Here is a 24,795-nt window from a genome sequence, read left to right as displayed (position 1 = left end):
GCATGACGGCAATGTCCATGACGACAATGTCCAGACGTGTGTCGGGCCGCAGTGGCAATCGTTACATTCTCGCATTGGCGGCGTCGCTTCCCGCACTCGGGCTTGCGCTGTCGGCGGGCGGTGCGCATGCGCTGGATGAAAACTGGGCGCTGCAGTTCGGTCCGGTCGGCGGCGGTGGCGCCAGCGACCCGGCGACGGAACGGCAGGCGCTGAAGGAGCTGGAGCGCAATCCGCCGGCTGGTCTTCCGACCCTCGCGCAGGGCAATGTGGCGGCCACCAAGACGGCGATCGATCGGTATACGGCCATCGTCGAGGCGGGCGGCTGGAAGGCGGTGCCGGACGCGACCGTGAAGCCCGGCGAGGATCATTTCGCCATCGTCGAGCTGCGTGACCGGCTGATCGTGTCCGGCGAGCTTAGCGCGGACCAGGCGGGCAGCGAAAAACTCGACGGCACGCTGGTCGAGGCGCTCAAAGTCTATCAGACGAACAACGGGCTGACGCCGAACGGTCGTCTCGACAAGCCGACGGTTGCGGCTCTCAATGTGACGGCCGAGGACCGGCTGACGCAGCTCAAGACCAATCTCAAGCGCCTGACGGAGCTCACCGGAGTGGTGAAGCCGCAGCGCAAGTATGTCGTCGTGAACATCCCGGCCGCGCAGGTCGAGGCCGTGGCGCTGAACAAGGTGATCACGCGCCATACGGGCGTGGTGGGCAAGGTGGACCGGCCAACGCCGCTGCTGCGCTCGACCATCACGGAGCTCAACTTCAATCCGACCTGGCGCCTGCCTCCGACCGTGATCACCAAGGACCTCATTCCCCAGGGACGGGAGATGCAGGCCAAGGGCGAGAACGTGCTCGTGAAGACGGGGATCGAAGCCTACAGCAACGGCAAGAAGGTCGATCCCGAGACGATCGACTGGAGCTCTTCGGCGCCGAAGTCGTATTCGTACCGGCAGCCGCCGGGGAAGGATAACCCGCTGGGGTTCGTGAAGATCAACTTCGCCTCGGGCGAGTCGGTCTATATGCACGATAGTCCGTCGTCGGGCTTGTTCGGCAGCAACTTCCGGGCGGCCAGCTCGGGCTGCATCCGCGTCCACAACATCGAGCGCCTCGCATACTGGCTCGTCGCCCAGAACGACGGCTGGGAGCAGGATCGGGTCGAGGACATGAAGAAGACGGGCGAGCGCAAGGACGTGCGGCTCGCCACCCCCGTGCCGCTGCACTTCGTGTACATCACGGCCTGGGCGACGGAGGACGGCGCGATCCAGTTCCGCCGCGACCTCTACAATCGGGACGGCGTGGCCGAAATCGCGACCTCCTACTGAGGCCGGACCGCCGCGCGCCTTTGACTTTGGTCAATGCGCTTGCCCGTTGTGCGTTGCACAGTCCTCGCAGTGGTTCCGCGCTGCGTTGCAGCAGGCGATAAAAAAATCCGAGCGACAGCAATGGCTCGCCCCAAAAGGGCGCACGCGTCCAATTGTGTTTTCGGAATTTCGCTTGTATCCAAAGGGATTGCCGCGACATTAGAGCGGTTGCAAACTAGATTGCGACGAAACATGCTGTCGTTAACGGAGCCGAGCCGCTAAGAACGGCCGCGCCAAGAACACGAAGCCTAGGGAAACGTTTCGATGGTCGATTACGCGAGGCACTTGAAGGCATCTCTCGATGCGATCCGCAAGGAGGGCCGCTACCGGGTGTTCGCAGACCTCAAGCGGCATAGGGGCGCCTTTCCGGCAGCCGACCATGTCACTCCGGGCGGCGCAAAGCCCATCGTCGTGTGGTGCTCAAACGACTATCTCAGCATGGGCCAGCATCCGAGCGTGGTCGCGGCTATGCACGAGGCCATCGACTCGGTCGGCGCGGGATCGGGCGGCACGCGCAACATCTCCGGCACGACGCACTATCACGTCGAACTCGAAAACGAACTCGCCGATCTCCACCAGAAAGAACAGGCGCTGCTGTTCACGTCGGCTTACGTGGCCAACGAGGCGGCGCTCTCGACGCTCGCAAAGCTGCTGCCGGGCTGCGTGATTTTCTCGGATGAGAAGAACCACGCCTCGATGATCGAAGGCATTCGTCACGGCAACTGCGAGAAGCGCATTTTCCGTCACAACGATCCGGCCGATCTCGAAGCCAAGCTGAAGCAGGTTCCGATCGATACGCCGAAGATCATCGCCTTCGAGAGCGTGTACTCGATGGACGGGCACATCGCGCCGATCGCCGCGATCTGCGATCTCGCCGATAAGTACGGCGCGCTCACCTATCTCGATGAAGTTCATGCCGTCGGCATGTACGGCCCGCGCGGCGGCGGCATCGCCGAGCGCGACGGCGTGCTCGACCGCGTCGACATCGTCAACGGGACGCTGGCCAAGGGCTTTGGTGTCATGGGCGGCTACATCGCCGGCACCCGCGACCTGATCGATGCGATCCGCTCGTTTGCGCCGGGCTTCATCTTCACGACGTCGCTTGCGCCCGCCATCGCGGCCGGTGCGCTGGCGTCGATCCGCCACCTCAAGAACAGCAGCCTCGAGCGGGCCCGCCACCAGGAGCGCGTGCGCGCGCTCAAGTCGCGCCTCACGTCGGCAGGCCTGCCGGTGTTCCAGAACCAGAGCCACATCGTGCCGGTTCTGATCGGCGATCCCGTCCACTGCAAGGAAGTGACGGACCGCTTGCTCGATGCCCACGGCATCTATGTGCAACCGATCAACTACCCGACCGTGCCTCGCGGCACGGAGCGCATCCGCCTGACGCCCGGGCCTCATCACACCGACGCGCAGATGGACACGCTTACGGAAGCGCTGCGCGGCCTTTGGGCCGCTTGTCCGGCCGCAGTCGGCCGCACCGGCAAGCTCGCCGCGGAATAATCCCTGTCTGTCAATGCCGTCCGGCGGAACAGCCGGGCGGGGGGTGGCCTCGCGGATCGCACAGTATTTTGGGTGCGACCGCGACTTCACTGTTGCGGGCCGTTGACGCATGATAAGGCCATGCGAAAGTCGGGCCCGGAATGTCACACCCAAGGTCGCCAGACTTGGGGAGATGCCGGGTTTTCATATTTCGAATGTTCAGCGCGGCCCTGCGCTCCCCCCGCGATTACAAAGCCTACCCAACGAGGAAACGTCCATGTCCAATCCCACGACCGCCCGGTTTTTCAAATCTCCCCTGACCGAGACCGATCCCGAGGTGGCGTCGGCCATCGACAAGGAGCTCGGCCGTCAGCAGTACGAAATCGAGCTCATCGCCTCTGAGAACATCGTGTCGCGCGCCGTGCTGGATGCAGCCGGCAGCGTTCTGACCAACAAGTATGCCGAAGGCTATCCGGGCAAGCGCTACTACGGCGGCTGCCAGTACGTCGACATCGTCGAGAACCTTGCCATCGACCGCGCCAAGAAGATCTTCGGCTGCGCCTTCGCAAACGTTCAGCCGAACTCGGGCTCGCAGGCAAACCAGGGCGTTTTCAACGCGCTCGCCAAGCCGGGTGACACGATCCTCGGTCTCAACCTCGCTCACGGCGGCCATCTCACGCACGGTGCGACGGTCAACCAGTCGGGCAAGTGGTTCCGCGCCGTGCACTATCAGGTCGAGCCCGATACCCATCGCATCGACATGAACAAGGTGCGCGAGATCGCCAAGGCCGAGAACCCGCGCATCATCATCGCCGGTGGCTCTGCCTATCCGCGCCAGTTCGACTTCGCCGCCTTCCGCGCGATCGCCGATGAAGTCGGCGCGATCCTGATGGTCGACATGGCTCACTTCGCGGGTCTCGTGGCCGCCGGTGAGCATCCCTCGCCGTTCCCGCACGCCCACGTCGTCACCACGACGACGCACAAGACGCTGCGCGGCCCGCGCGGCGGCATGATCCTCACGAATGACGAGGATATCTCCAAGAAGGTCAACTCGGCCATCTTCCCGGGCATCCAGGGCGGCCCGCTGATGCATGTCATCGCCGGCAAGGCCGTGGCATTCGGCGAGATCCTGACGCCTGAGTTCAAGGCCTACGCCAAGCAGGTGATCGTCAACGCCAAGGCCATGGGCGAAGTGCTGGTGGACGCCGGCTTCGCGCTCGTCTCGGGCGGCACCGATACGCACCTCATCCTGCTCGACCTGCGGCCGAAGAAGCTCACCGGCAACATCTCCGAGAAGTCGATGGGCCGCGCGCACATCACCTGCAACAAGAACGGCGTTCCGTTCGACCCCGAGAAGCCGATGGTGACCTCGGGCGTTCGCCTCGGCGCACCGGCCGGCACGACGCGCGGCTTCGGCGAAGCCGAGTTCCGCGACATCGGCCGCATGATCGCGGAAGTGCTCGAGGGCCTCGCCAAGAACGGCGAAGCCAACAACGGCGCGGTGGAAGAGAAGATCAAGGCCGAAGCCACCGAGCTCTGCAAGCGTTTCCCGATCTACTCGTAATTTCCGGGTACGCGCGGCCGCCGTCGTTTCGCGCGGCTGCAACATGAACTAAAACAGGGCGCCGGGGCGTGAGCTTCGGCGCCTTTTCGATGGAGACATGCATGCGCTGCCCGTACTGCTCCTGCGAGGAAACGCAGGTGAAGGACAGCCGCCCGACGGAGGAGAACGCGGCCATTCGCCGTCGCCGCGTCTGCCCGGATTGCGGGGGACGCTTCACGACGTTCGAGCGCGTGCAACTGCGGGAGCTGACCGTGCTCAAGCGCAGCGGGCGCAAGGTGCCGTTCGACCGCGACAAGCTTCTGAAGTCGGTGGCGGTGGCGCTGCGCAAGCGGCCGATCGAGACCGAGCGGATCGACCGCATGGTCTCGGGAATCGTGCGCCAGCTCGAAAGCTCGGGCGAGACGGAGATCCCATCATCCACCATCGGCACCTTCGTGATGGAAGGCCTGCGCGCGCTCGATCCGGTTGCGTACGTGCGGTTTGCATCCGTCTACCGGGATTTCCGGGAGGCGGCGGATTTCCAGGAAGTGCTGGGCGAGATCGCGCGCGACGACGGCACGGTGGCCGAGCACCCGATTACGAAGAAGCATTAGGTGGGCAGTAGGCGGCAGGGTAGTGGCGTTGGGAGTTTACTGCTCGTGCCTACGGGTGCGGTCAACGGATCAGAGGTCATGAGTTTCACGCCGTTCGATCAGCACATGATGGGCATTGCCTTGATGCTTGCTCGGCGTGGGCTCGGCACCACCGCGCCCAATCCGTCAGTCGGGGCGGTGATTGCCGACGAGGCCACCGGCGAGGTGATTGCGCGCGGCGTGACGCAGCCCGGCGGGCGGCCGCATGCCGAGACGCAGGCGCTGCAGCGCGCGGGAGCACGTGCGCGCGGCGCGACGCTCTACGTGACGCTCGAGCCTTGCGCCCACCACGGCAAGACGCCGCCGTGCGCGGACGCCGTCATTGCGGCGGGCATCCGGCGTGTGGTCATCGGCGCGGGCGATCCCGATCCGCGCGTGGCGGGTGAAGGAAGCGCGCGGCTTCGCGCGGCGGGGATCGTTGTCGACATCGGTCTGATGGCGGACGAGGCCAACTGGGTGACGCGCGGCCACATCCTGCGCGTGACCGCCAACAGGCCGTTCGTGCAGCTCAAGATGGCGCTTTCGGCGCAGGGGCACGTCCCGCGCGGCAACGGCGGGGCGCCGACGTTCGTCACGGGGCCTGAGGCGCGTGCGGCCGGTCATCTGATGCGCGCCGAGGCGGATGCCATTCTGGTCGGCTCGGGCACGGTGCGTGACGACGATCCGGATCTCAGGTGCCGGCTGCCCGGCCTCGAGGCGCGTTCGCCGGTGCGGGTGGTCGTGGCGCGGTCTCTCGACCTGCCGATGCCGGCCAAGCTGTTCCAGACCGCGCGTGACGTGCCGGTCTGGCTCTTTACGGGGTTCGGTGCGGACGCGGGCGAAATTCAAGCCTACGAGGCGGCCGGTGCGCATATCTTCAGCGGACCGGCGACCGGGGAGGGGCTCTCGCTGGCGCATGTGCTGGAGGGTTTGGCGGAGGCTGGAATTACGCGCCTTCTCGTGGAAGGGGGCCCCGCGATGTGGCGCGGATTTGCGTCCGAGGGCCTTGTCGACGAAGTGGTCATTTTCCGGCAGGGGGGCGAAACCCCTCCGTTGGTCGCGCCGGATGAGCTTGCCGCCCGTTATGCTCCGGGGCTAGATCTCACGCTTGCGTCGGAACGGCGGATCGGAGCGGACCGGGTCTCGGTCTTTCGCGCGCGGCCGATGGGCTGATCTAGGATTTGGAAGGCAGAGGCCGGTGTTCACAGGCATCATCACGGATGTGGGCGAGTTGATCGGCCGCGAAGGCGGGCGGTTTGCCATTCGCTCGGGCTACGCGCCGGAGGGCATCGCCATCGGCGCGTCGATCGCGTGCAACGGGACGTGCCTTTCGGTGGTGACGGTGCGCGCGGACGGCCGCAACGGCTCGGCGTTCACGGTCGACGTTTCGAACGAGACGCTTTCGAAGACCACGCTTGACGGGTGGCAGGTGGGCGAGCGCATCAACCTCGAACGCGCCCTCAAGGCCGGCGACGAACTGGGCGGACACATCGTTTCGGGCCATGTGGACGGGGTAGCGCGCATCATCGACCTCAAGGGCGACGATGACAGCCTCCGCGTAACGCTCGAGCTGCCGGTGCATCTTGCGCCTTATGCCGCACCCAAGGGGTCGATTGCCCTCGACGGCACCTCCCTCACCGTTAACGAGGTGTCGGGAAACCGCTTCGGCGTCAATCTCATACCGGTGACCTTGACCCAGACCACGTGGGGGCGCAAAAAGCGCGGCGACGAGGTCAACGTCGAGATCGACCTTTTCGCGCGCTATGTCGCGCGCATCATGGAGTTTCGGGCTTGAGCACCGGTCTTTCAAAAATCGCCTACTCGGAGGGCGGCGGCTTCCTGTCGTCGACCGAGGAGATCGTCGACGACATGCTCAACGGCCGCATGGTCGTGCTCGTCGATGCGGAGCACCGCGAGAACGAGGGCGATCTTGTCATTCCGGCGCAAATGGCGACGCCCGACGCGATCAACTTCATGGCCAAGCATGGCCGCGGATTGATCTGCCTGACGCTCTTGCAGACGCGCGCGGGCGAGCTCGGTCTCGAATACATGGTGCGGACGCAGGCGGCGCGTGAGCGGACCGCTTTCACGCAGTCGATCGAAGCGCGCGAAGGCGTCACGACGGGCATCTCGGCACACGACAGGGCGCGCACGATCGCGACCGCCATCGATGCGACCAAGGGCGCGGGCGACATCGTCTCGCCCGGCCACGTGTTTCCGCTCGTCGCGCGCGAGGGCGGCGTTTTGATCCGCGCCGGGCACACGGAAGCCTCCGTCGATCTGGCGCGGCTGGCCGGTCTCTATCCGGCGGCGGTCATCTGCGAGATCATGAACGAAGACGGCACGATGGCGCGCATGCCGGACCTCGTTCCGTTCGCGCAGCGCCACGGCCTCAAGATCGGCACCATCGAAGACTTGATCGCCTACCGGCTGAAGCATGACCGCCTCGTGAAGCGGGTTGCGCAGTCGCGCGTGCAGAGTGCGTTCGGCGGCGATTTCGATCTTCACGTTTTCACGACCACCGTCGAGCCGGTCGAGCATCTGGCGCTCGTCAAGGGCGACCTCTCGGCGCCGGGCCCGGTTCTGGTCCGCGTGCATGCGGTCAACGTGCCGGGCGATCTGCTCGGCATCGGCGGCGGGCAGAACGCGGTGGCGAGCGCGATGCGTGCGCTCGACCGCGAGGGGCGCGGTGTGATCGTGCTGATCCGCGACCTGGGGCCGAAGAGCGTTTCCGAATGGACGTCACGGCAAGCCAATGCGTCGGCCGACAACAAGGGTGCGCGCGGCAGGCGTCAGGTGGACATCGGCGTCGGTTCGCAGATCCTGCGCGAGCTCGGCGTGGGCGACATGACGCTGCTCACCAACGCACCCGATGACGTGTACGTCGGCCTCGAAGCCTACGGGCTCCGGATCGTCGGCACGCGAGCGATCGAGTAGCCGGGCGATGGTCAGCACAGGACAACGCCAATCTGTCGAGATGGAGCTTCACACCGGTGGGCCGGGACGCGTGCTCATCATCGAGGCGCCTTATTACCTGGAGATCACGGAAGCGTTGATCGCCGGGGCGAAGGAGGTGCTCGATGGTGCGGAGGTCGCGTTCGACCGCGTGGCGGTGCCCGGCGCCCTCGAAATTCCCCAGGCGTTCGTGCAGGCCTTTGCGGCCGGGCGGTTCGATCCCGCAGGAGACTATACCGGAGTGATCGTCGCCGGCTGCGTAATCCGGGGCGAGACGTCGCATTATGATATCGTCTGCAATATGACCAACCACTGGCTCATGGACACCGCCATCAAACACCGCATACCTCTCGGCAATGCCGTCCTCACCGTGGATACGGAAGCCCAAGCGCTCGCGCGTGCGCGGGGCGGTGCGGCGGGCAAGGGCGGCGATGCCGCCCGCGCCTGCCTCAGGCTGATCCGCACGGCTCGCGATTTCGGCGTTGGCCGTCCATGATTCTTCCGCGCAAAAAGAAGACCGGTGGAGATACGCCGAAGCCGCGCACCGTCTCGCGCATGGCGGGCGTGCAGGCGCTCTATCAGATGGATCTGGCCGGCACCGACGTCACCGATGTGATCGCGCAGTTCATGCGCGACGATGCCCCACCGGCTGAAACCGACGGCGATGCTCCGGAGGTGCAAGAAGCGCTGGTCAATCTCGGCGGCGCGGACGCGACGTTCTTTGCCGAAATCGTCAAGGGCGTGGTGCGGCGGCAGCGCGAGATCGATCCGCTCGTCGACCAGCAACTGCGCACCGGTTGGCGGCTCGTGCGCGTCGATTCCATTCTGCGCGCTATTCTGCGCGCGGGCGTGTTCGAGCTGCTGGAGCGCCGCGACGTGCCCGCACGCGTGACGATCAACGAATACATCAACATCGCGAAGGCGTTCTTCGAAGCGGACGAGCCGAAGGTCGTCAACGGCGTTCTCGACCGCATCGCGCACAAGGTGCGGGCCAAGGAGTTCGAAGCGCCGGGTGGCGAAGGCGGCTGAGGCGGAGGCTCGCCCGTGGGGCGGGCGCTGCAATCGACGCGGCTTGCCATAGAACACTCGCTGTCGGATCACTCGCCATCGGAAAAGAGGCAAGCCGGCTGTGGGCGAAGACGATCTCATCCAACGCACGTTCGCCCCGCTTGCGGCGGGCTTTCCGGGCGCGTTCGGGCTCAGGGACGATTGCGCCGTGCTGGCTCCGCCCGCGGGCCACGATCTCGTCGTGACAACAGACGCGGTGGCGGAAGGCGTCCATTTCTTTTCCGACGATGCGGCGCGCGACATCGCGTGGAAGGCGCTGGCCGTCAACGTATCGGATCTGATCGCGAAGGGCGCCACGCCGATCGCGTATCTGCTGTCGCTTTCGTTTCCGGAGGAGCCCGCGCGCGCGTGGCTCGACGAGTTTGCGGCCGGGCTGGCCGAAGCGCAGGCCGCGTTCGGCCTCTCGCTTGCGGGGGGTGATACGGATTGCAGGCCGTGGCCTGCGTCGGCGACGGTTGCCGCCTTCGGCAGCGTGCTTGCCGGCCGCATGGTGCGCCGGGCGGGCGCGCGGGCCGGCGACCGGTTGTTCGTTTCCGGCACGATCGGGGACAGCGCGCTGGGCCTCAAGCTGCGGTTCGATCCAGGGCTTGCGGGCGCGCTGGGGCTCGATGCGACCCATGTCGCGCCCTTGTTGGCGCGCTACCTGCGGCCCCGGCCGCCGCTCGCGCTCGCGCCGCTTCTCCTGGAGTTCGCGTCGGCGGCGATGGATGTCTCGGACGGGTTGCTCAGGGATTGCGGCCGCCTCGCGGGCGTCTCGGGCGTGGCGGCGCATATCGAAGGGGTCCGAGTGCCGCTTTCGGCTGCGGCGCGCGCGGTTGTGTCGGCCGATCCGGGCTCCTTCCGGACGGTGCTCACGGGCGGCGACGATTATCAGGTGCTGGCGGCGATTGCGCCCGATCGCGCGGAGGCGTTTCAGGCGGCCGCGCGGGCCAGCGGCGTGGACGTAACGGAGATCGGCGCGCTGGGCGGGGGAACGGGGCTCTCCGTCACCGCGTTAGACGGACACCCCCTGGCGTTCGAGGGGGGTGGCTGGGACCATTTCCCGGCTCCAGGCGCGGCGCGGCCACACGACAAACCAAAGTAGCGCAAGCGTGACAATTCAATCGGTTGCGTCATCGGAGCGGTTGCCTGGGGTCTTTGTTTGGCCATATGAATCCCGTTAAACGGCCTCAACCCGTATGTGTGTGCGGTGGGCCATCATGCGCCGTCGAAATTGCGCGAGCGCAGCGAACTTTTTGCAACAGGATCGGACTTCCGGTGGGTTCATTGAACACGTTCGGCCGCAGCGGCCTTCGCGCCAGTTTCGCGGTCCTGTTAATCGCCGTCGCAGTCGGCCTGTCCGGACCTGCGGTGGCGCAGGACGGCAACTGGTACGAAGGGATCACGAGTTTCGGTTCTCCGGACTATACCGGCAAGCGCGCTTCGCTCGAGCGCACGCCGCCGCGCCAGGAGGTTCTGAACGATCTTCGCGCGAATGAAGTGCCTTATCGCAGCGACGAAATGCTCGTCGCCATGGAAAACGCGATCGAACTCTATCAGCGCATCGCGAGCAACGGCGGCTGGCCGCAGATCCCGGGCGACCGCATGCTGCGTGCCGGCGATAGCGACGAACGCGTGCCCTATCTTCGCCGCCGCCTGATGGTGACGGGCGAGCTGCCGAAATCGTCGAGCTACAGCGACTACACCTTCGACACCGGTCTCGAGGCCGCGGTCGTGAGCTATCAGGAGCGCAACGGGCTGCGCGCCACGGGGCGCGTGGACAAGCCCACGCTGGCGGCCCTCAACATCACCGCCGACCAGCGCGTGGCGCAGCTCAAGCTCAATCACGGACGCTTGCTCGAACTCGTGCGCAGCCCGCCCGAAGAGCGCTATGTGCTCGTCAACGTGCCGGCATTCCAGCTCGAAGCCGTCGACCGCTATCGCACGGTGCTGCGCCATCGCGTCATCGTTGGGCGGCCGGGCCGCGATACGCCGTCGCTCAAGGCGACGATTCGCGCCGTCAACTTCTTCCCTTACTGGCGCGTGCCCGACAGTGTCGCGCAGCTCGACGTGTTTCCGCGCCTCGTGAAGGAGCCCGACTACCTCCAGAAGGAGCGCATCCGCGTCATTTCCGGCGACTTCAACGGGCCCGAGCTCGATCCGTCGTCCATCGACTGGTCGCAGGCGAGGGCGTCGGTCGTGAAGCTCAAGCAGGATCCGGGGCCGCAGAACGCGCTCGGCCTCGTTCGCATCGACATGCAGAACGAGCATGGCGTCTACATGCATGATACGCCGATGAAGCCCCTGTTCCAGCAGCGCGCGCGGGCGTTCAGCGCCGGTTGTGTGCGCGTGCAGGACGTGTTCCAGCTCGTCGAATGGCTCGCGAGCCTGGAGCCCGGCTGGGGGCAGCCCGGCCAGGTTCAGTCCGTGCTCGATCAGGGCCAGGCGCTTGACATCCAGCTCACGCGGCCGGTGCCGGTCTACTTCGCCTACATCACCGCCTGGGCCGAGCCCGACGGGCGCGTCGAATTCCGCCCCGACATCTACGGCCGCGACGGAAACACGGCCATGGCGGAAGTTCTGGATCCGGATGCACCGCCGCCGCCGTCGCAGGGCCTTGCGCCCTAACGCGGGGCGTTTGCGGCACGTGGCCCGCGCGCTAGCCCCACCCGCTCCGGCGAAAAGTGCGCGTCTCGGCTTGTTTTGGCCGCCGCCGGGTGGAATTCTCCGCCCGTCATGATCTCGCGACTCGCCATAGCCACGCAGAACACCGTCTCCGACCTGCTTGCCAGGTGGCGGCTTTTGCTCGTGCTGGCGGTGGTGGGGGGCTGGACGGCCTTCGCTTTCTGGCTGTCGGACGTGCAGGGGCGGATGGATCTGCCGCGCGCCTACTCGGTGCGTATGACGTGCGAGGACGATCCCGAGGCTGCGCTGTGGCATGGCGGCTGCGAGCGCATTGGGTCCGACATCGCCGTCACGGGCCGCCCCGGGTTTATCGATCTCTATCGTGCGTTTGTCACCGTCCATCATGATCCGGCGCCGCGGGAGGCGACGGCGGCGGTGTTTGCGAACGTGCCGGCCGACGCGTCCTTCGATGTCGCCGCGGCGCTGGCCGGTCAGCGCTATGGGCTCGCGCTCGTCACGCCCGAGTTCGAAGGCGTCAAGAGCCGCGCGCATCTCGATGCGGTGAAAGACGCCATCGACGTGCGCGACCGCGCGCTGCTGGTCGTCGGCCGGGCGGGCCTCGGGGTCGATGCTCTGATCGCGGGCGCGCTCGCCAATCTCGCCCACCCGGGCAACATGGTCGAGGGCGCGATGCAGCTCGCGCGCATCCAGGCAGGCACGGCCAAGACGAGCGATATCGGCGTGCGCTAACGGCGCGTGGCCTAGGGCTTCAGCCGGTAGCCGGTCTTGAAGATCCACCAGATCACGACGAGACAGACCGACAGGAAGCAGAGCGTCATGCCGAGGCTCACGGCGACGTTGACGTCCGAGATCTCGTAGAAGCTCCAGCGGAAGCCGTTGATCAGGTAGACGATCGGGTTGAAGAGCGCGATCGTCTGCCAGAATGGCGGGAGCATCTTGATCGAGTAGAACGTGCCGCCGAGGAACGTGAGCGGCATCAGGAAGAGCATCGGTACGATCTGCAGCTTCTCGAACCCGTCGGCCCAGACGCCGATGATGAAGCCGAACAGGCTGAACGTCACGGCGGTCAGCACCAGAAAGGCCAGCATCCAGAACGGATGGGCGATGTGGATCGGCACGAACAGGCTCGCGGTTGCGAGAATGATGAGCCCCAGGATGACCGATTTCGTGGCCGCGGCGCCGACATAGCCGAGGGTGATCTCGAACGCGGAAACGGGTGCCGACAGCAACTCGTAGATCGTGCCCGTGAAGCGGCGGAAATAGATGCCAAAGGCGGAGTTCGTCGTGCTTTCGGTTAGCAGCATCATCATGATGAGGCCCGGCACGATGAAGGCGCCATAGGCAATGCCGTCGACCTCGGCGATGCGCGAGCCGATGGCCGTGCCGAAGACGACGAAGTAGAGCGAGGTGGACAGGACCGGCGAGACGACGCTTTGCGTCAGCGTGCGGCCCCACCGCGCCATCTCGAATCCGTAGATGGCGCGCACGGCTTGGAAGTTCATCGCGATTGCCTCACCAGGTCGACGAATATGTCTTCGAGCGAGCTTTGGCTCGTCGCGAGATCCTTGAAGCCGATGCCGGCTTCGCGCATGTCGGCGAGGAGGGCGGTGATGCCCGTGCGCTCCGCCTGCGTGTCATAGGTGAACGTGAGGGAGGTGCCTGTGGGCGCCAGCTCGAGCGCGTGCTTCTGGAGCGCGGCCGGGATGGCATCGAGCGGCTTCTGCAACTCCAGCACCAGCTGCTTCTTGCCGAGCTTGCGCATCAGCTCGTGCTTCTCCTGCACGACGATCAGCTCGCCCTTGGTGATGACGCCGATGCGGTCCGCCATCTCCTCGGCTTCTTCGATGTAGTGGGTCGTCAGAATGACGGTGACGCCGTCGTCGCGGAGGCGGCGGATGACGTTCCACATGTCCTTGCGGAGCTCGACGTCCACGCCGGCGGTCGGCTCGTCGAGAAACAGGATGCGCGGCTCGTGCACGAGGGCCTTGGCAATCAACACGCGCCGCTTCATGCCCCCCGAAAGAGCCATGATGCGGCTGTCCTTCTTGTCCCAAAGCGACAGGTCGCGGAGCACCTTCTCGACAAACGCGGAGTTCTTCGGCTTGCCGAACAGACCGCGCGTGTAGGCCGTCGTCGCAAAGACGGTTTCGAACATCTCGGTCGAGAGTTCTTGCGGCACCAGGCCGATCATGGAGCGGACGGTGCGGTAGTTGCGCACGATGTCGTGGCCGGCGACGGTAATGTGGCCGCTGCTCGGATTGATGAGCCCGCAGATGATGCCGATCAGCGTCGTCTTGCCGGCGCCGTTCGGGCCGAGCAACGCGAAAATTTCCCCCTCGCGAATGTCGAGGTTGATCGTTCGCAGGGCGACGTGGCCGGTCGCGTACGTTTTGCTGACGTCGCTCACGGAGATGATGGGCTGCATGCGCTATCGCCGGTTCACGCGCGGCCAGGGTGCCGGGCTGCTTCCACATAGGGGCAAGGGTGCGAACCCGCAAGCGGCCGGGATGCAACGCTGTCACACTGCGTGATTTCTGCCGATCACTTCGAGAGCGGCACGCGCCGGATCCAGCAGCCCGTCAGGCCCGCGGCCTTGAGCTTGGCGCAGAGGTCTTTGGCTTCGGCGTGCGATTGCGGGGGAATCAGGGACAGCCGGTGCCAGGTTTTCTGGTCCTGGCCCTGTACGCGGTCGACGCGCGCTTTGCGTCCGCCGAGCAACTCCGGGTACGCCGTATTGAAGCCCTGGAAATCCTTCTGCAGCTCTTCCGTGCTCGCGCGCGTGGCCAGCACGACGAGATACGGCTGCTCCATGCTGTTGGGATCGGGGGCGACGGACGCGAACTGCTGCGCGGGCGTGCGGTGCACGGAAGGCGCGGCGATGTCCGTATCGAGGCGCCCGTCGAGCTTCTGGCCCGGCGCGACGTCGCGCTGCTTGTCGGCCTGCGGGCCGGGAAGGAGGGTGTAGGCGCCGATCAGGGCGCTGGTCACGACGACCAGCGTCGCGGCGGCGGCGGCGAATTTCGGCTCCGACATGCGCGCGCCGAGGGCGGCGAAATCGGGCATGCTGAATGCGGCCTTGGCGGCGCGGGGCGCTGGCGCTGCGCCGGGCGGACGCTGACGAGGCGCCGGTTGGGGCTGCGCCTGTCGCGGCTGCTGCGCGCCGCGCGGCACCGGTTCACGCGGGGGCTGGGATGGCGGGGGCCCGGAGTAGTACGGCGCGGGCCCAGGCTGGGCCGGTGCGCCGTTGTACTGGCCGTTGGGGTGCATGCCGGGCGCCTGCTGGGGCGCATATCGCGGCGCTTCGGGCGCGGGCGGGCGCGGGGCGGCGCGAGACGCGGCGTAAGGATCGGGGGCGGCGTAGGGCTGCGGGGCCGAAAAGCGCAGGGCGTCGGCAAAGGTCTGCGCATCTGCATAGCTCTGCGGCTGGCCGAAGTTCTGCTGGCCGAAATCCTGCGCGGGGGCGAAGGGCTGCGGCTGAGCGAAGGTTTGCGGCTGGGCGAAGGTGTCCGTCGTGGGAAAGGCGGGGTGCGCCGGGTACGTTTGCGAGGCCGTTGGTAATGCCTGCGGCGCTGGCAGCAGCGCCTGTGGCGCGGACGGGAGAGGCGTTGCGGCGCCGTAGCCCTGCGTCCGCTTCTCGAGCTGTTCGAGCAGCCCGACGGCATACTGCTGGCTGCCGAGGATGTGGGTCAGAACGGACATGTCGAGCGCCGCGCCGAACGGCTGCATGGCCATCACCTGCTCGACGTCGTGCTGGACGTCGGAAATGACACGGGCGGTCGCATCGATTTCGGCGGCGAGCGCGGGTGGCGCGCTGCGGCCGATCTCAAGCACTCTCAGCAGTCGGCGCGCGACGTTGAGCGCGATCTCGTGGATCTGCTGGCGCTCGACATTGCCATCGCGGTCGTAGTCAGACATCAGGCCAGGACCTCGTCCCACGTCATGAAATGGCGTCCGTCAACCGGCGCGGCACTCGGGAAACATGCTGCGCAGAACGTCCGCCGAGCACCCCGGCGAACCTTCGATGCACTGGTAGTTGATCACGGGGGGAGCGCTTTCGCTCGCAATGGAGATCTGGCTGCGGATCTTCTTCGTGAAGCACCGCGCCTGGTCGTCGCCTGTCGCCAGCTCGATCGAGGTCAGGATGCTTTGATCGGCGCAGGCCGTGTTGGAAATCATGTACGTGGTTTCGGACGATTGGGTGATGGTGAGGCACTCGGGATCGGTTGGGGGGGCCGCCGCTGCCGGGGCAGGGTCGGTGGGCGATACTTTGATGACCTGGGCCAGCTCGATGGTCGAACCGGCACGGGGTATTTTGCCTTCGGCGTAGCCGGTGGCCGCGCAGGCGGCGGTTGCGAGCCAGGCTGCGATCGCCATGCCGGCTCGAAGCGCGCTCGTCCTGGCGCTGTGAGCGATGTCGGCGGATCTCACTGGGTCATTCTCTGCAGATTTTCAAACGGTTTAGCCTGGCCGTCGCGGATCTGAAATAGCGGTTCAGCATGGCTGATCTGTGGTTTGGCGTGCGGGGCGCGCCTGCGGCTTCCGGCCACAGATGACAACATTCGGACCGGATGAGGGCAAACGCTCCGTTTCCCACCGGGCCGATTTCCCGGGCCGCTCACGGCCATGCGAAGGGCGCTTCGACAACCCCCGTCCGCCCGAAAATGGCGTGCGATGGGCCTACGTCTGACGAAGGGGCGCCTCTAGCGCGTTTCCTCTTTCGCGCGGTGGTAGATGTCGTCGCTGCGAATAATGTCGTCCTCGCCGAGGTAGGTGCCGATCTGCACCTCGATCAGCTCGAGCGGCACCTTGCCGGGGTTCTCCAGGCGGTGCCATTGGGTGGCGACGATGTAGACGCTCTCATTTTCGCCGACGAGCTTCTCGCGCCCGTCGATGGTGACGCGCGCGGTTCCCTGCACGACGACCCAGTGCTCTGAGCGGTGGTGGTGCATTTGCATGGAAAGCGTGCCGCCCGGCTTGACGTGCAGGAGCTTCACCTGGAAGCGCGGGCCGATGTTCAGCGTTTCGAAGAAGCCCCACGGCCGATGGTTGCGGACGTGCTGCTCGTGCTCCTTGCGGTTTGCCGCCTTGAGGCGCGCCACCAGCATGCTGACATCCTGAGAGCGCGACTTGTCGGCTACGAGCACGGTATCCGGGGTCTCGACGATCACCAGATCCTTGACGCCGATGGTGGCGATGAGGGCTCGTTCGCTGCGGATGTAGCAATCCGACGTGTCTTCGATCACGGACTGGCCCTGGACGAAGTTTCCGTTGCCGTCGTGCTCGGCCGCATCCCACAGCGATCGCCACGAGCCGAGATCGCTCCATCCGATGGCGAGCGGCAGCACTGCGGCCTTGTTCGTCTTTTCCAGCACCGCATAGTCGACCGAAATGCTTGGCGACTGGGCGAAGCCGCGTGCGTCGAGGCGCAGGAATCCCAGATCGTGCGTGGCACCGGCCAGAGCCTGGCGGGCCGCGTTCAGCACGCCGGGATCGAGGCGGGCAAGCTCGTCGAGGAACGTGTCGGCGCGGAACACGAAGATGCCGCTGTTCCAGCTATAGCCGCCATCGGCGAGATAGCCGCGGGCGGTGTCGATATCGGGTTTCTCGAAGAAGCGGTCGACATCGAAGCCGTCGCCTTCGTCGAGCTCGGCGCCTTTGCGGATGTAGCCGTATCCGGTGTGCGGCTCGGTCGGCGTGATGCCGAAGAGCACGATCCGTCCGCGCTCTGCAATCGCACCGGCGCGCTTGATGGCCTCGCTGAAGCCGGGCGCATCGGTGATGACGTGATCGGAGGGCATGACTGCGAGAATGGTCGCGGGATCGCGCTCAGCGGCGATCAGCGCGGCGACCGCGATGGCGGGGGCGGTGTTGCGCGCTTCGGGCTCGAGGACGATCGCCTGCGGGAGAATGCCGACACCGGCAGCCTGCTCGCGGACGAGGAAACGGTGGGCGTTGTTGCAGACCACGATCGGGGCTGCAAAGCCGCTGTCCGGATGCAGGCGCGTGAGCGTAGCCGCGAGGAGGCTCGACGGCGAACCGTTCAGTCCGGAGATGAACTGCTTCGGGTACATCGACCGCGACAGCGGCCAAAGGCGCGTGCCTGAGCCGCCAGACAGAACAACCGGGACGATGCGACGAGGGGACATTCTGTTGCCAGCCATTTCACACTTGCGACGTGAGCAGTTCGAGCACGTTCAGCCGTCCGACGCTCAGGCCCGCACCCGCCGGGTGAGAGCCTCAAGAGCCGTGCGCGGGGTAGGGGAGGCCGACCGTCCTGTGTGCTGCTCGAAGCACCCGATCGGTCCGAAACATCGGGGTCCGGAACCAGGGATCGTGAGCACGCTTGACCGAGACACGCCGCTCCCTGAACTCAATGATGATCAAAACACGGATTTCAACGAAGTGAAGTCATTCGAATCGTTAGTGTGAACGCGCCGCCGCGGACGCCCGGAATTGGGCGCTTCGCGTTGCAAAAGCTTGCACTTTTTTCCCATTTTTTCCGAAGGGCGGCAAGGTGGATGCCGGGGCAGGACTTGGCTCTGGGCAGGGCATTCCGGCCGGTGGGGCGGCCCGGATCATCGGGGCTTGTGGCGAGCCCGCGTACCGCCCGAGGGGCGGCCAAAAAATCCGGCAAGTGTCTGAAAAAATTGGCTCCGTGGGTAGGATTCGAACCTACGACCGTCCGATTAACAGTCGGATGCTCTACCACTGAGCTACCACGGAACAGGGCGCAACGGCGCCGAGAGCCGGGCTCATAGCAGATGGTTGCCGGGGTGGCCAGTGCCTTGGCAAAAAAACTGCGTAAATCGAGACGGACGCGCCAGTTGGCCGCTATGAGGGGGGCGGAGAACCGCGGTCCCCTGGCGTGGGCGGCGGCGCTGGGACATCGACGATGCAATCCGCCTTGGGGATCACCCTTCTTCTTGTCGCAATGGCCGTGGGGATCGGCGGGTTCATCTATGGGGCCCACCGGCTGACGGCGCCTGCCGCCCGGCGGGCGCGGCTGGCGGCCCAGGGCGCCTACGTGGCCGGCATGGCGGTGCGCGGGCGGGCGGTCGCGTTGCCGCGGACCTGGCGCAGCGAGGGGCTCGATGGGCACGACCGGCGGATGGCGTCGGACAGCCGGCTGATCCTGACGCGTGCGCTGCCTCTGGTGGCGGGCGTGTACGTCGTCGCTGCGCTCGCGGGAGATCAGAAGGCCGGCGATCTCGTCTGGCAGTTTCTGATCGCGGTGGGTGTTTTCGTCGTGATGCTGATCGGGGTCAGGGTCTACCTGCGGCGGCGTCTGCTGCGCACGCTGCGCGAGGCGGCCATGGTACCGCGCACCGCATTCAACATCGTCGCGAACGAGCACGGGCTGTTTCTGCCGGTCGTGGATGGGCGGACGCTGTCGGGCGCGTGGGGCGACTGGATCATTACGGATGTCGGCGTGATTGACGGCAAGTACGGGATCGATGGGTGCGAGCGCGTGGTGGTGGCGCAACGCAGCGCGCCGGAGGTTACGATCCCGCTGATGACGTCCACGATCGCGGACGGGCAATCGCTGATGGAGACGCTCGTGGCGCGTCTCGAACGGGTTTCGCCCGCGTCCGCGTGATCACCCCTTGCGCTAGTGCGCGCTCGCGGCACCTGCTCCGATGCCGGTTTCGGATCTGACGAACTGGGCTGCGAAGGCGGCCCGCTCGGCGTCGGCCGAAGCGCTGCGGTCGAGCTTTGAGACCACGTAGATGCCGAGGAACGCCAGCGTCATCGAGAACAGCGCGGGGCTGTCGTAGGGGAACAGCGCCTGCGGGAAGCCGAACGTCTTCACCCACACGGCCGGGCTCAGCACGACCATGCCGATTGCGGAGGCGAGGCCGAGGAAGCCGCCGACGACGGCGCCGCGCGTGGTGGTGCCCGACCAGAAGATGCTCATCGCGAGCACGGGGAAATTGCAGCTCGCCGCAACGGCGAACGCGAGCCCCACCATGAAGGCGACGTTCTGGTTTTCGAACACATAGCCGAGCAGGATCGCCACGACGCCGATGACGAGGGCGCTGACTTTCGAAATGCGGATCTCGGTCTGCTCGGATGCGCGGCCTTTCGCGAACACGCTGGCGTAGAGGTCATGGCTCACGGCCGAGGCGCCGGCCAGCGTCAGCCCGGCCACGACCGCCAGGATGGTGGCGAAGGCGACGGCCGAGATGAAGCCTAGGAACAGGGATCCTCCAACGGCCTTCGACAGATGGATCGCGGCCATGTTCGTGCCGCCGATCATGCCGCCGATCTTGTCATAGAGGCCGCCGTCCGCAGCCTTGAAGTAGGCGGGATCGTTCATCAGCAGCGTGATGGCGCCGAAGCCGATGATGAAGGTCAGGATGTAAAAGTAGCCGATGAAGCCCGTTGCGTAGAACACGGACTTGCGCGCGGCCTTGGCGTCCTTGACGGTGAAGAAGCGCATCAGGATATGCGGCAGGCCGGCGGTGCCGAACATCAGCGCAAGGCCGAGCGAGATGGCGGAAATGGGATCCGTCACGAGCTTGCCCGGGCCCATGATCGAGATGCCATCCGGGTGGGCTTCTGTTGCCGAGCGGAACATGGCTTCGAAGGAGAAGCCGAAGTGCATGAGGACGGCGAGAGCCATGAACGATGCGCCGCCGAGCAGCAGGCACGCCTTGATGATCTGCACCCATGTCGTCGCCACCATGCCGCCGGTGGCGACGTAGGTGACCATCAGGACGCCGACGACGATCTCCGCGTAGAGGTAAGGCAGGCCGAACAGGAGCTCGATGAGCTTTCCGGCTCCCACCATCTGGGCGATGAGATAGAGCGCGACGACGGCCAGCGTGCCGACTGCGGAGAGCGTGCGGATGGGCGTTGCCTGGAGGCGGAAGGCAGCCACGTCGGCGAACGTGAAGCGGCCGAGATTGCGCAGGCGCTCGGCGATCAGGAAGAGAACGATCGGCCAGCCCACAAGCCAGCCGACGGAGTAGATGAGCCCGTCGAAACCCGAGGCGAATACCAGGCCCGAAATGCCGAGGAACGATGCGGCGGACATGAAATCGCCCGCGATGGCGAGGCCGTTCTGGAAGCCGGTGATGCCGCCGCCTGCCGCGTAGAAATCTGATGCTGTGCGGGTGCGCTGGGCGGCCCACCGTGTGATGACGAGCGTCGTCGCCACGAACAGCAGGAACATTGCGATGGCTTCGACGTTCACTTGAGCCTCTCAATGATGCGTTCGGTGGTTGCGTCGAAGTCGGTGTTGGCGCGGCGCACATAGAGGCCGGTGAGGACGAACGCCGTCAGGATCACGCCGATGCCGAGGGGAATGCCGAGCGTCGTGACGCCGCCTTCGACCAGGGGGCGGGCCAGGATGGCGGGGGCGAAGGCTACGGTGAGTACGAAGCCGAAGTAGATGACGACCATGATCAATGTCAGGGTCCAGGCGAAACGTGAGCGCCGCCGTTCAAGATCGCGGAACTCGGGATCGCGGCTGACCCTCTCGATCAGCGCGCCGGTGTCGGCTGCCATGGTCGTTTCCCCCGGTGCGTAGCCGTCCGGCTTGGGCCGGCGGCACTGTTCTTTGGGCGGGAGCTTAAACGATTGCGCGACGATCGGAAGCGGTTCATGCGGTATGTCTACCTGTGTTTAAGTCGTGTGCCGGACACACCCCTTCAGTAGGCGTCCGGCGAAGATATGATGTCCGTTGCCGCAAAGGGCCCTACCGTTCCCCATGCAGGATCTTTCGACCGAAACCCCTCCGACGCCGCAGCGTCAGTTGCTTGCGACGTTCGCCGCGCTCGTGCTCGTGCTGCTGCTGGCCTCGCTCGACCAGACCATCGTCGCGACCGCGCTTCCGACCATCGTCAGCGAGATCGGGGGGCTCTCGCATCTGTCGTGGATCGTGACGGCGTACCTGCTGTCGAGCACGGTGGTCGTGCCGCTCTACGGTAAGCTCGGCGATCTCTACGGCCGGCGGATCGTGCTGCAGGCGGCCGTGTGCGTGTTTCTCGTGGGTTCGCTGCTCTGCGGCGTCGCGCAGAATCTGCCCGAGCTGATCGCCTTCCGCTTCCTGCAGGGGCTCGGCGGCGGCGGGCTGATCGTGACGTCGATTGCGGTCGTCGGCGATATCGTTCCGCCCCGAGACCGGGGACGCTATCAGGGCTTCTTCGGCGGCGTGTTCGGACTTTCAACGGTGCTCGGGCCGCTGCTCGGCGGGTTCATCGTCGATCAGTTCTCGTGGCGCTGGATCTTTCTTATCAATCTTCCGCTCGGGCTGCTGGCGCTCGTGGTCATCAGCCGCACGTTCCGGTCGCCCGCGCGCCGCAGCAACGTCAGCATCGACTATCCGGGCGCGGCGCTGCTGGCGCTGGCTCTCACGTCGATCGTGCTGATCACAAGCCTCGGGGCCACTCTTGCGCAGGAGGCGCCGGTCAGCCTGGTCGCCATCGCGGGGCTTGCGGTGGCGTCGCTCGCGGGCTTCGTGCTCGTCGAGCAGCGCGCGGCCGATCCGCTGTTGCCGCTGTCGCTGTTCCGCAACCGCGCGTTCGTGATCGGAACTTCGGTGGGCTTCATCGTCGGCATGGCGCTGTTCGGGTCTATCACGCTGCTGCCGGTTTACTTCCAGGTGGTGAAGGGCCTCGATCCGACGCGGGCGGGACTGTTCATGACGCCGATGATGATGGGCGTGTTCGCGAGCTCGATCGTGAGCGGCCAGATCATCAGCCGCTGGGGGCGCTACAAGATTTTCCCGGTCTGCGGGACGGCGATCATGACGATCGCGCTCGTCCTGTTGTCGACGATCGATGTGGAGACCTCTGCCGAAACGACAGCCGCCTACCTGCTGATGCTCGGATCCGGTCTCGGGATGGTCATGCAGATCCTGGTCATGGCCGTGCAAAACGCGGTGCCGTACGAGCGGCTGGGTGTTGCGACCTCGGGCACGACGCTGTTCCGCTCCATCGGCGGATCGGTCGGAGCCGCACTCTTCGGGGCCATCTTTGCCTATTCGCTGGACAGCAGTTTGCGGCTGACGTTGCCGGAGGCGGGCGGGATGATCGATCCGGCCACGATCGCGAAGCTCGGGGAGCCGTTGCGAACCGCTTACTTCACGGAGTTCGTGGCGGCGCTGCATCCGGTATTCCATACGGCGGCGGCGCTGGCGGCGGTGAGTTTCCTGATCACGCTCGCCATCCGGGAGGTTCCGCTCAAGACGACGATCTCGCCGGAAGCGGCGGGCGAGGCGTTTCCGATGCCGCGCGATGCGACGTCGCTCGATGAGCTGAAGCGGATCGTTGCGCGTATCACGGCGCGCGAAAATCGGTGGCGCGTGTATCAGCGCGCGGCCCGGCAGATTTCGCTCGCGGTCGAGCCTGACGAACTTTGGCTGCTGGCGCGGATCGGCGAGAACAGCGGACATGGAACAGAGAGAGAGCTTTCCGCGCGTCTCAACGTCGGAAGGGAGCAGATCTCGCGACTTCTCGGCCGGCTCGTCAGCGGGGGCTTTGCGTCGAAGGGCGAAAGCGGCCTCTCCGATGGGACGGCCGAAGGCCACTCTGATGTCACGGCCGAAGGCCGATATGAGCTGACGGCCGAAGGCCGGGCCGGCTTCGAGCGGCTCCTGGCGCGGCGCGAGCGCGATCTCGAAGACATGCTCGCCGACTGGGATCGCAATGAGCATCCGGACGTGCGCGCGATGATGCGGGAGCTTGCGAAGTCTTTCGCGAGCACGCCGCCCGTTCGGGGCTGATCGCGCGTGCGAGGCGCGCCTCTACGGATTTTCAGTGCGCTGTGCGTTTTGTGGTTCGGCTCGAGCGCTTCATGATATCGTGGGGCATCTCCACAGGTCAGGCCAGGATCAGACATGACGCCGCCAGACTTCACGCCCGATCGGTGGTTTCCGCGCGACTACGCGACGGCGCGCAGCGGTTTTCTCAAGGCCGTCGCGGACGCAGGGGGAACGGTCGAGGCCTATGTGCACCCGGCGCGCGGGCCCGCCGGGGAGGAGTTGGCAACAGACGTCGCGCTGCTCGGCAGTCCCGATGCCCGCAATGTGCTCGTTCTTGTGTCGGGGACGCACGGCGTTGAGGGGCTGGCGGGGTCCGGGTTGCAGGTTGCGCAATTGCAATCTGGCCTGCGTCCGCCGCCCGGCTCCGATCTCGCTATCCTTCTCGTGCACGTGCTCAACCCGTACGGCGCGGCGTTCAAGCGTCGGGTGAACGAGGACAGCATCGACCTCAATCGCAACTTCGCGCCGTTTCCCGCCACTCAGCCCAACGCGGATTACGACGCGCTGCATCCTCTGCTGACGATGCAGCCGGGCGGGCTGGCGCGTGTGCGCCGGGCGCTCGCATTCGGGTCGTTCGTTGCGAAGAGGGGAATCCGGGCGCTTCAGGGCGCCGTGACCAAGGGCCAGTACACGCATCCGACCGGGCTCTTTTTCGGCGGGTCGGCGCCCTCCTGGTCGCGCGGCACGTGGGATCGAATCCTCGCGGGCCTCGCCGGAAAGGCCAAGGTCGTGGTCGTGGATTATCATACAGGGCTTGGGCCGCGCGGCAGCGGTCAGCTTATCAGCCAATGGGGAGCGCCGTTTGGCTCGGGTGTCAGCGGGGCGCGTTCGGCCGTGCTTGCGGATTGTTTCGGGCGCGATGTCGTGGTCGATCCGGACGCCAACTCGGTGTCGGCGCATTTGTCCGGCGACCTCCTGACCTATACGGCGAAAAGCGGCGAGCATCTCCTGCCCGTCGGGCTCGAGTTCGGAACGTATCCGATGCTCAAGGTTCTCAATGCGATGATCGACGAGAACTGGGCCCATCATGCGAAAGACCCCGGCATCGAGGTCTATCGCAAGCGGCTGGTCGAAGTGTTCTCGCCGGATGATGCTGCGTGGAAGCGGGCGGTTTTCGATCGCGCCAACGCGGTCAGCCAGGCCGCCATGCGCGGGTTGCTGCGCTGAGCGGGGCCGCCTTCGCAAACTCCAATCTGACGGCTCCGCGCTTGTCTGCTCGGTCACATAGCTTGAGGCGTGACTGGGCCCTGACCTTCGTCAGGGTGACGGATTTATTGGTCGCTGCGGACTGCCCATTGTCCACGTCATCCTGGCGGAGGCCAGGATCCAGCCACCTCGGTCCTCTTGCCGATTCCGTGTGAT

The 24,795-nt window shown here is 66.0% G+C and carries 22 protein-coding genes and 1 tRNA gene; 15 read left to right on the top strand and 8 right to left on the bottom strand.

Translation table 11 applies throughout. The features are described from left to right. Positions 1-2: 2 nt before the first annotated feature. From K2Y42_RS07815 to K2Y42_RS07760, 12 genes are all read left to right on the top strand, one after another. Positions 3-1,325: a L,D-transpeptidase family protein gene (locus tag K2Y42_RS07815; RefSeq protein ID WP_291150729.1), complete on the top strand. Its 1,323-nt coding sequence runs from the start codon at positions 3-5 to the stop codon at positions 1,323-1,325. Positions 1,326-1,628: 303 nt separating this feature from the next. Further along, the gene (gene hemA / locus K2Y42_RS07810) at positions 1,629-2,864 is read left to right on the top strand and encodes a 5-aminolevulinate synthase (RefSeq protein ID WP_291150727.1); all 1,236 of its coding nucleotides are present in this window, start codon (positions 1,629-1,631) and stop codon (positions 2,862-2,864) included. Positions 2,865-3,120: 256 nt separating this feature from the next. After that, a complete protein-coding gene (gene glyA / locus K2Y42_RS07805; RefSeq protein WP_291150725.1) occupies positions 3,121-4,407 on the top strand; it encodes a serine hydroxymethyltransferase in 1,287 nt (428 codons plus the stop codon). Between the two features lie 101 nt (positions 4,408-4,508). After that, positions 4,509-5,000 (top strand): transcriptional regulator NrdR, encoded by a 492-nt coding sequence (gene nrdR, locus K2Y42_RS07800; protein ID WP_291150722.1) that lies wholly within the window; start codon positions 4,509-4,511, stop codon positions 4,998-5,000. Between the two features lie 78 nt (positions 5,001-5,078). Then, a complete protein-coding gene (gene ribD / locus K2Y42_RS07795) occupies positions 5,079-6,191 on the top strand; it encodes a bifunctional diaminohydroxyphosphoribosylaminopyrimidine deaminase/5-amino-6-(5-phosphoribosylamino)uracil reductase RibD (RefSeq protein WP_291150720.1) in 1,113 nt (370 codons plus the stop codon). Between the two features lie 25 nt (positions 6,192-6,216). Beyond that, positions 6,217-6,813 (top strand): riboflavin synthase, encoded by a 597-nt coding sequence (locus K2Y42_RS07790; protein ID WP_291150718.1) that lies wholly within the window; start codon positions 6,217-6,219, stop codon positions 6,811-6,813. After that, positions 6,810-7,955, top strand: coding sequence for a 3,4-dihydroxy-2-butanone-4-phosphate synthase (ribB, locus tag K2Y42_RS07785; protein ID WP_291150715.1), 1,146 nt, complete (start codon positions 6,810-6,812; stop codon positions 7,953-7,955). Before K2Y42_RS07790 ends, ribB begins: the two co-directional genes overlap by 4 nt. A gap of 40 nt (positions 7,956-7,995) precedes the next feature. Continuing rightward, positions 7,996-8,469, top strand: a complete 474-nt coding sequence (gene ribH, locus K2Y42_RS07780) for a 6,7-dimethyl-8-ribityllumazine synthase (protein ID WP_291150713.1) — start codon at positions 7,996-7,998, stop codon at positions 8,467-8,469. After that, on the top strand, positions 8,466-9,002 hold the full coding sequence (gene nusB, locus K2Y42_RS07775) for a transcription antitermination factor NusB (RefSeq protein ID WP_291150712.1): 537 nt from the start codon (positions 8,466-8,468) through the stop codon (positions 9,000-9,002). Before ribH ends, nusB begins: the two co-directional genes overlap by 4 nt. A gap of 100 nt (positions 9,003-9,102) precedes the next feature. Beyond that, positions 9,103-10,125: a thiamine-phosphate kinase gene (gene thiL, locus K2Y42_RS07770; protein WP_291150710.1), complete on the top strand. Its 1,023-nt coding sequence runs from the start codon at positions 9,103-9,105 to the stop codon at positions 10,123-10,125. A gap of 173 nt (positions 10,126-10,298) precedes the next feature. Then, the gene (locus K2Y42_RS07765) at positions 10,299-11,648 is read left to right on the top strand and encodes a L,D-transpeptidase family protein (RefSeq protein ID WP_291150708.1); all 1,350 of its coding nucleotides are present in this window, start codon (positions 10,299-10,301) and stop codon (positions 11,646-11,648) included. 108 nt (positions 11,649-11,756) lie between these two features. After that, the gene (locus K2Y42_RS07760; protein WP_291150706.1) at positions 11,757-12,395 is read left to right on the top strand and encodes a hypothetical protein; all 639 of its coding nucleotides are present in this window, start codon (positions 11,757-11,759) and stop codon (positions 12,393-12,395) included. Between the two features lie 11 nt (positions 12,396-12,406). Here the strand turns inward: K2Y42_RS07760 and K2Y42_RS07755 are convergent, their stop codons facing one another. The 6 genes from K2Y42_RS07755 to K2Y42_RS07730 all read right to left on the bottom strand — a co-directional run bounded on the left by K2Y42_RS07755 (position 12,407) and on the right by K2Y42_RS07730 (position 18,389). Then, on the bottom strand, positions 12,407-13,168 hold the full coding sequence (locus K2Y42_RS07755) for an ABC transporter permease (RefSeq protein WP_291150704.1): 762 nt from the start codon (positions 13,166-13,168) through the stop codon (positions 12,407-12,409). Beyond that, positions 13,165-14,091 carry an ABC transporter ATP-binding protein gene (locus K2Y42_RS07750; RefSeq protein WP_291150701.1) on the bottom strand — a complete coding sequence of 309 codons (927 nt, stop codon included), beginning with the start codon at positions 14,089-14,091 and terminating at the stop codon, positions 13,165-13,167. The genes K2Y42_RS07755 and K2Y42_RS07750 overlap by 4 nt, the downstream gene beginning before the upstream one ends. Positions 14,092-14,207: 116 nt before the next feature. Then, positions 14,208-15,581, bottom strand: a complete 1,374-nt coding sequence (locus K2Y42_RS07745; protein WP_291150699.1) for a hypothetical protein — start codon at positions 15,579-15,581, stop codon at positions 14,208-14,210. A gap of 39 nt (positions 15,582-15,620) precedes the next feature. After that, positions 15,621-16,040: a hypothetical protein gene (locus K2Y42_RS07740; protein WP_291150696.1), complete on the bottom strand. Its 420-nt coding sequence runs from the start codon at positions 16,038-16,040 to the stop codon at positions 15,621-15,623. A 326-nt stretch (positions 16,041-16,366) separates the two neighbouring features. Beyond that, positions 16,367-17,812, bottom strand: a complete 1,446-nt coding sequence (locus tag K2Y42_RS07735) for a mannose-1-phosphate guanylyltransferase/mannose-6-phosphate isomerase (protein WP_291150695.1) — start codon at positions 17,810-17,812, stop codon at positions 16,367-16,369. Positions 17,813-18,314: 502 nt separating this feature from the next. Next, a tRNA-Asn gene (locus K2Y42_RS07730) sits at positions 18,315-18,389 on the bottom strand. Between the two features lie 169 nt (positions 18,390-18,558). Here K2Y42_RS07730 and K2Y42_RS07725 point away from each other — a divergent pair. Then, positions 18,559-19,263 (top strand): hypothetical protein, encoded by a 705-nt coding sequence (locus K2Y42_RS07725; protein WP_291150693.1) that lies wholly within the window; start codon positions 18,559-18,561, stop codon positions 19,261-19,263. 12 nt (positions 19,264-19,275) lie between these two features. Here K2Y42_RS07725 and K2Y42_RS07720 read toward each other — a convergent pair whose 3' ends face one another. Next, a complete protein-coding gene (locus K2Y42_RS07720) occupies positions 19,276-20,841 on the bottom strand; it encodes a cation acetate symporter (protein WP_291151429.1) in 1,566 nt (521 codons plus the stop codon). Between the two features lie 17 nt (positions 20,842-20,858). After that, on the bottom strand, positions 20,859-21,176 hold the full coding sequence (locus K2Y42_RS07715) for a DUF485 domain-containing protein (protein WP_291150691.1): 318 nt from the start codon (positions 21,174-21,176) through the stop codon (positions 20,859-20,861). Between the two features lie 202 nt (positions 21,177-21,378). On the opposite strand from K2Y42_RS07715, the gene K2Y42_RS07710 reads away from it, so the two are divergent. Both K2Y42_RS07710 and K2Y42_RS07705 read left to right on the top strand, forming a co-directional pair. Then, positions 21,379-23,394: an MFS transporter gene (locus tag K2Y42_RS07710; RefSeq protein WP_291150689.1), complete on the top strand. Its 2,016-nt coding sequence runs from the start codon at positions 21,379-21,381 to the stop codon at positions 23,392-23,394. Between the two features lie 114 nt (positions 23,395-23,508). Further along, the gene (locus K2Y42_RS07705) at positions 23,509-24,600 is read left to right on the top strand and encodes a DUF2817 domain-containing protein (RefSeq protein ID WP_291150688.1); all 1,092 of its coding nucleotides are present in this window, start codon (positions 23,509-23,511) and stop codon (positions 24,598-24,600) included. Positions 24,601-24,795: the final 195 nt, after the last annotated feature.

The sequence above is a fragment of the Hyphomicrobium sp. genome (genome assembly GCF_019744875.1).
Classification (GTDB): domain Bacteria; phylum Pseudomonadota; class Alphaproteobacteria; order Rhizobiales; family Hyphomicrobiaceae; genus Hyphomicrobium_C.
The sequence above is the reverse complement of the archived record's forward strand: the minus strand, read 5'-3'. Positions and strand labels throughout refer to the sequence as shown.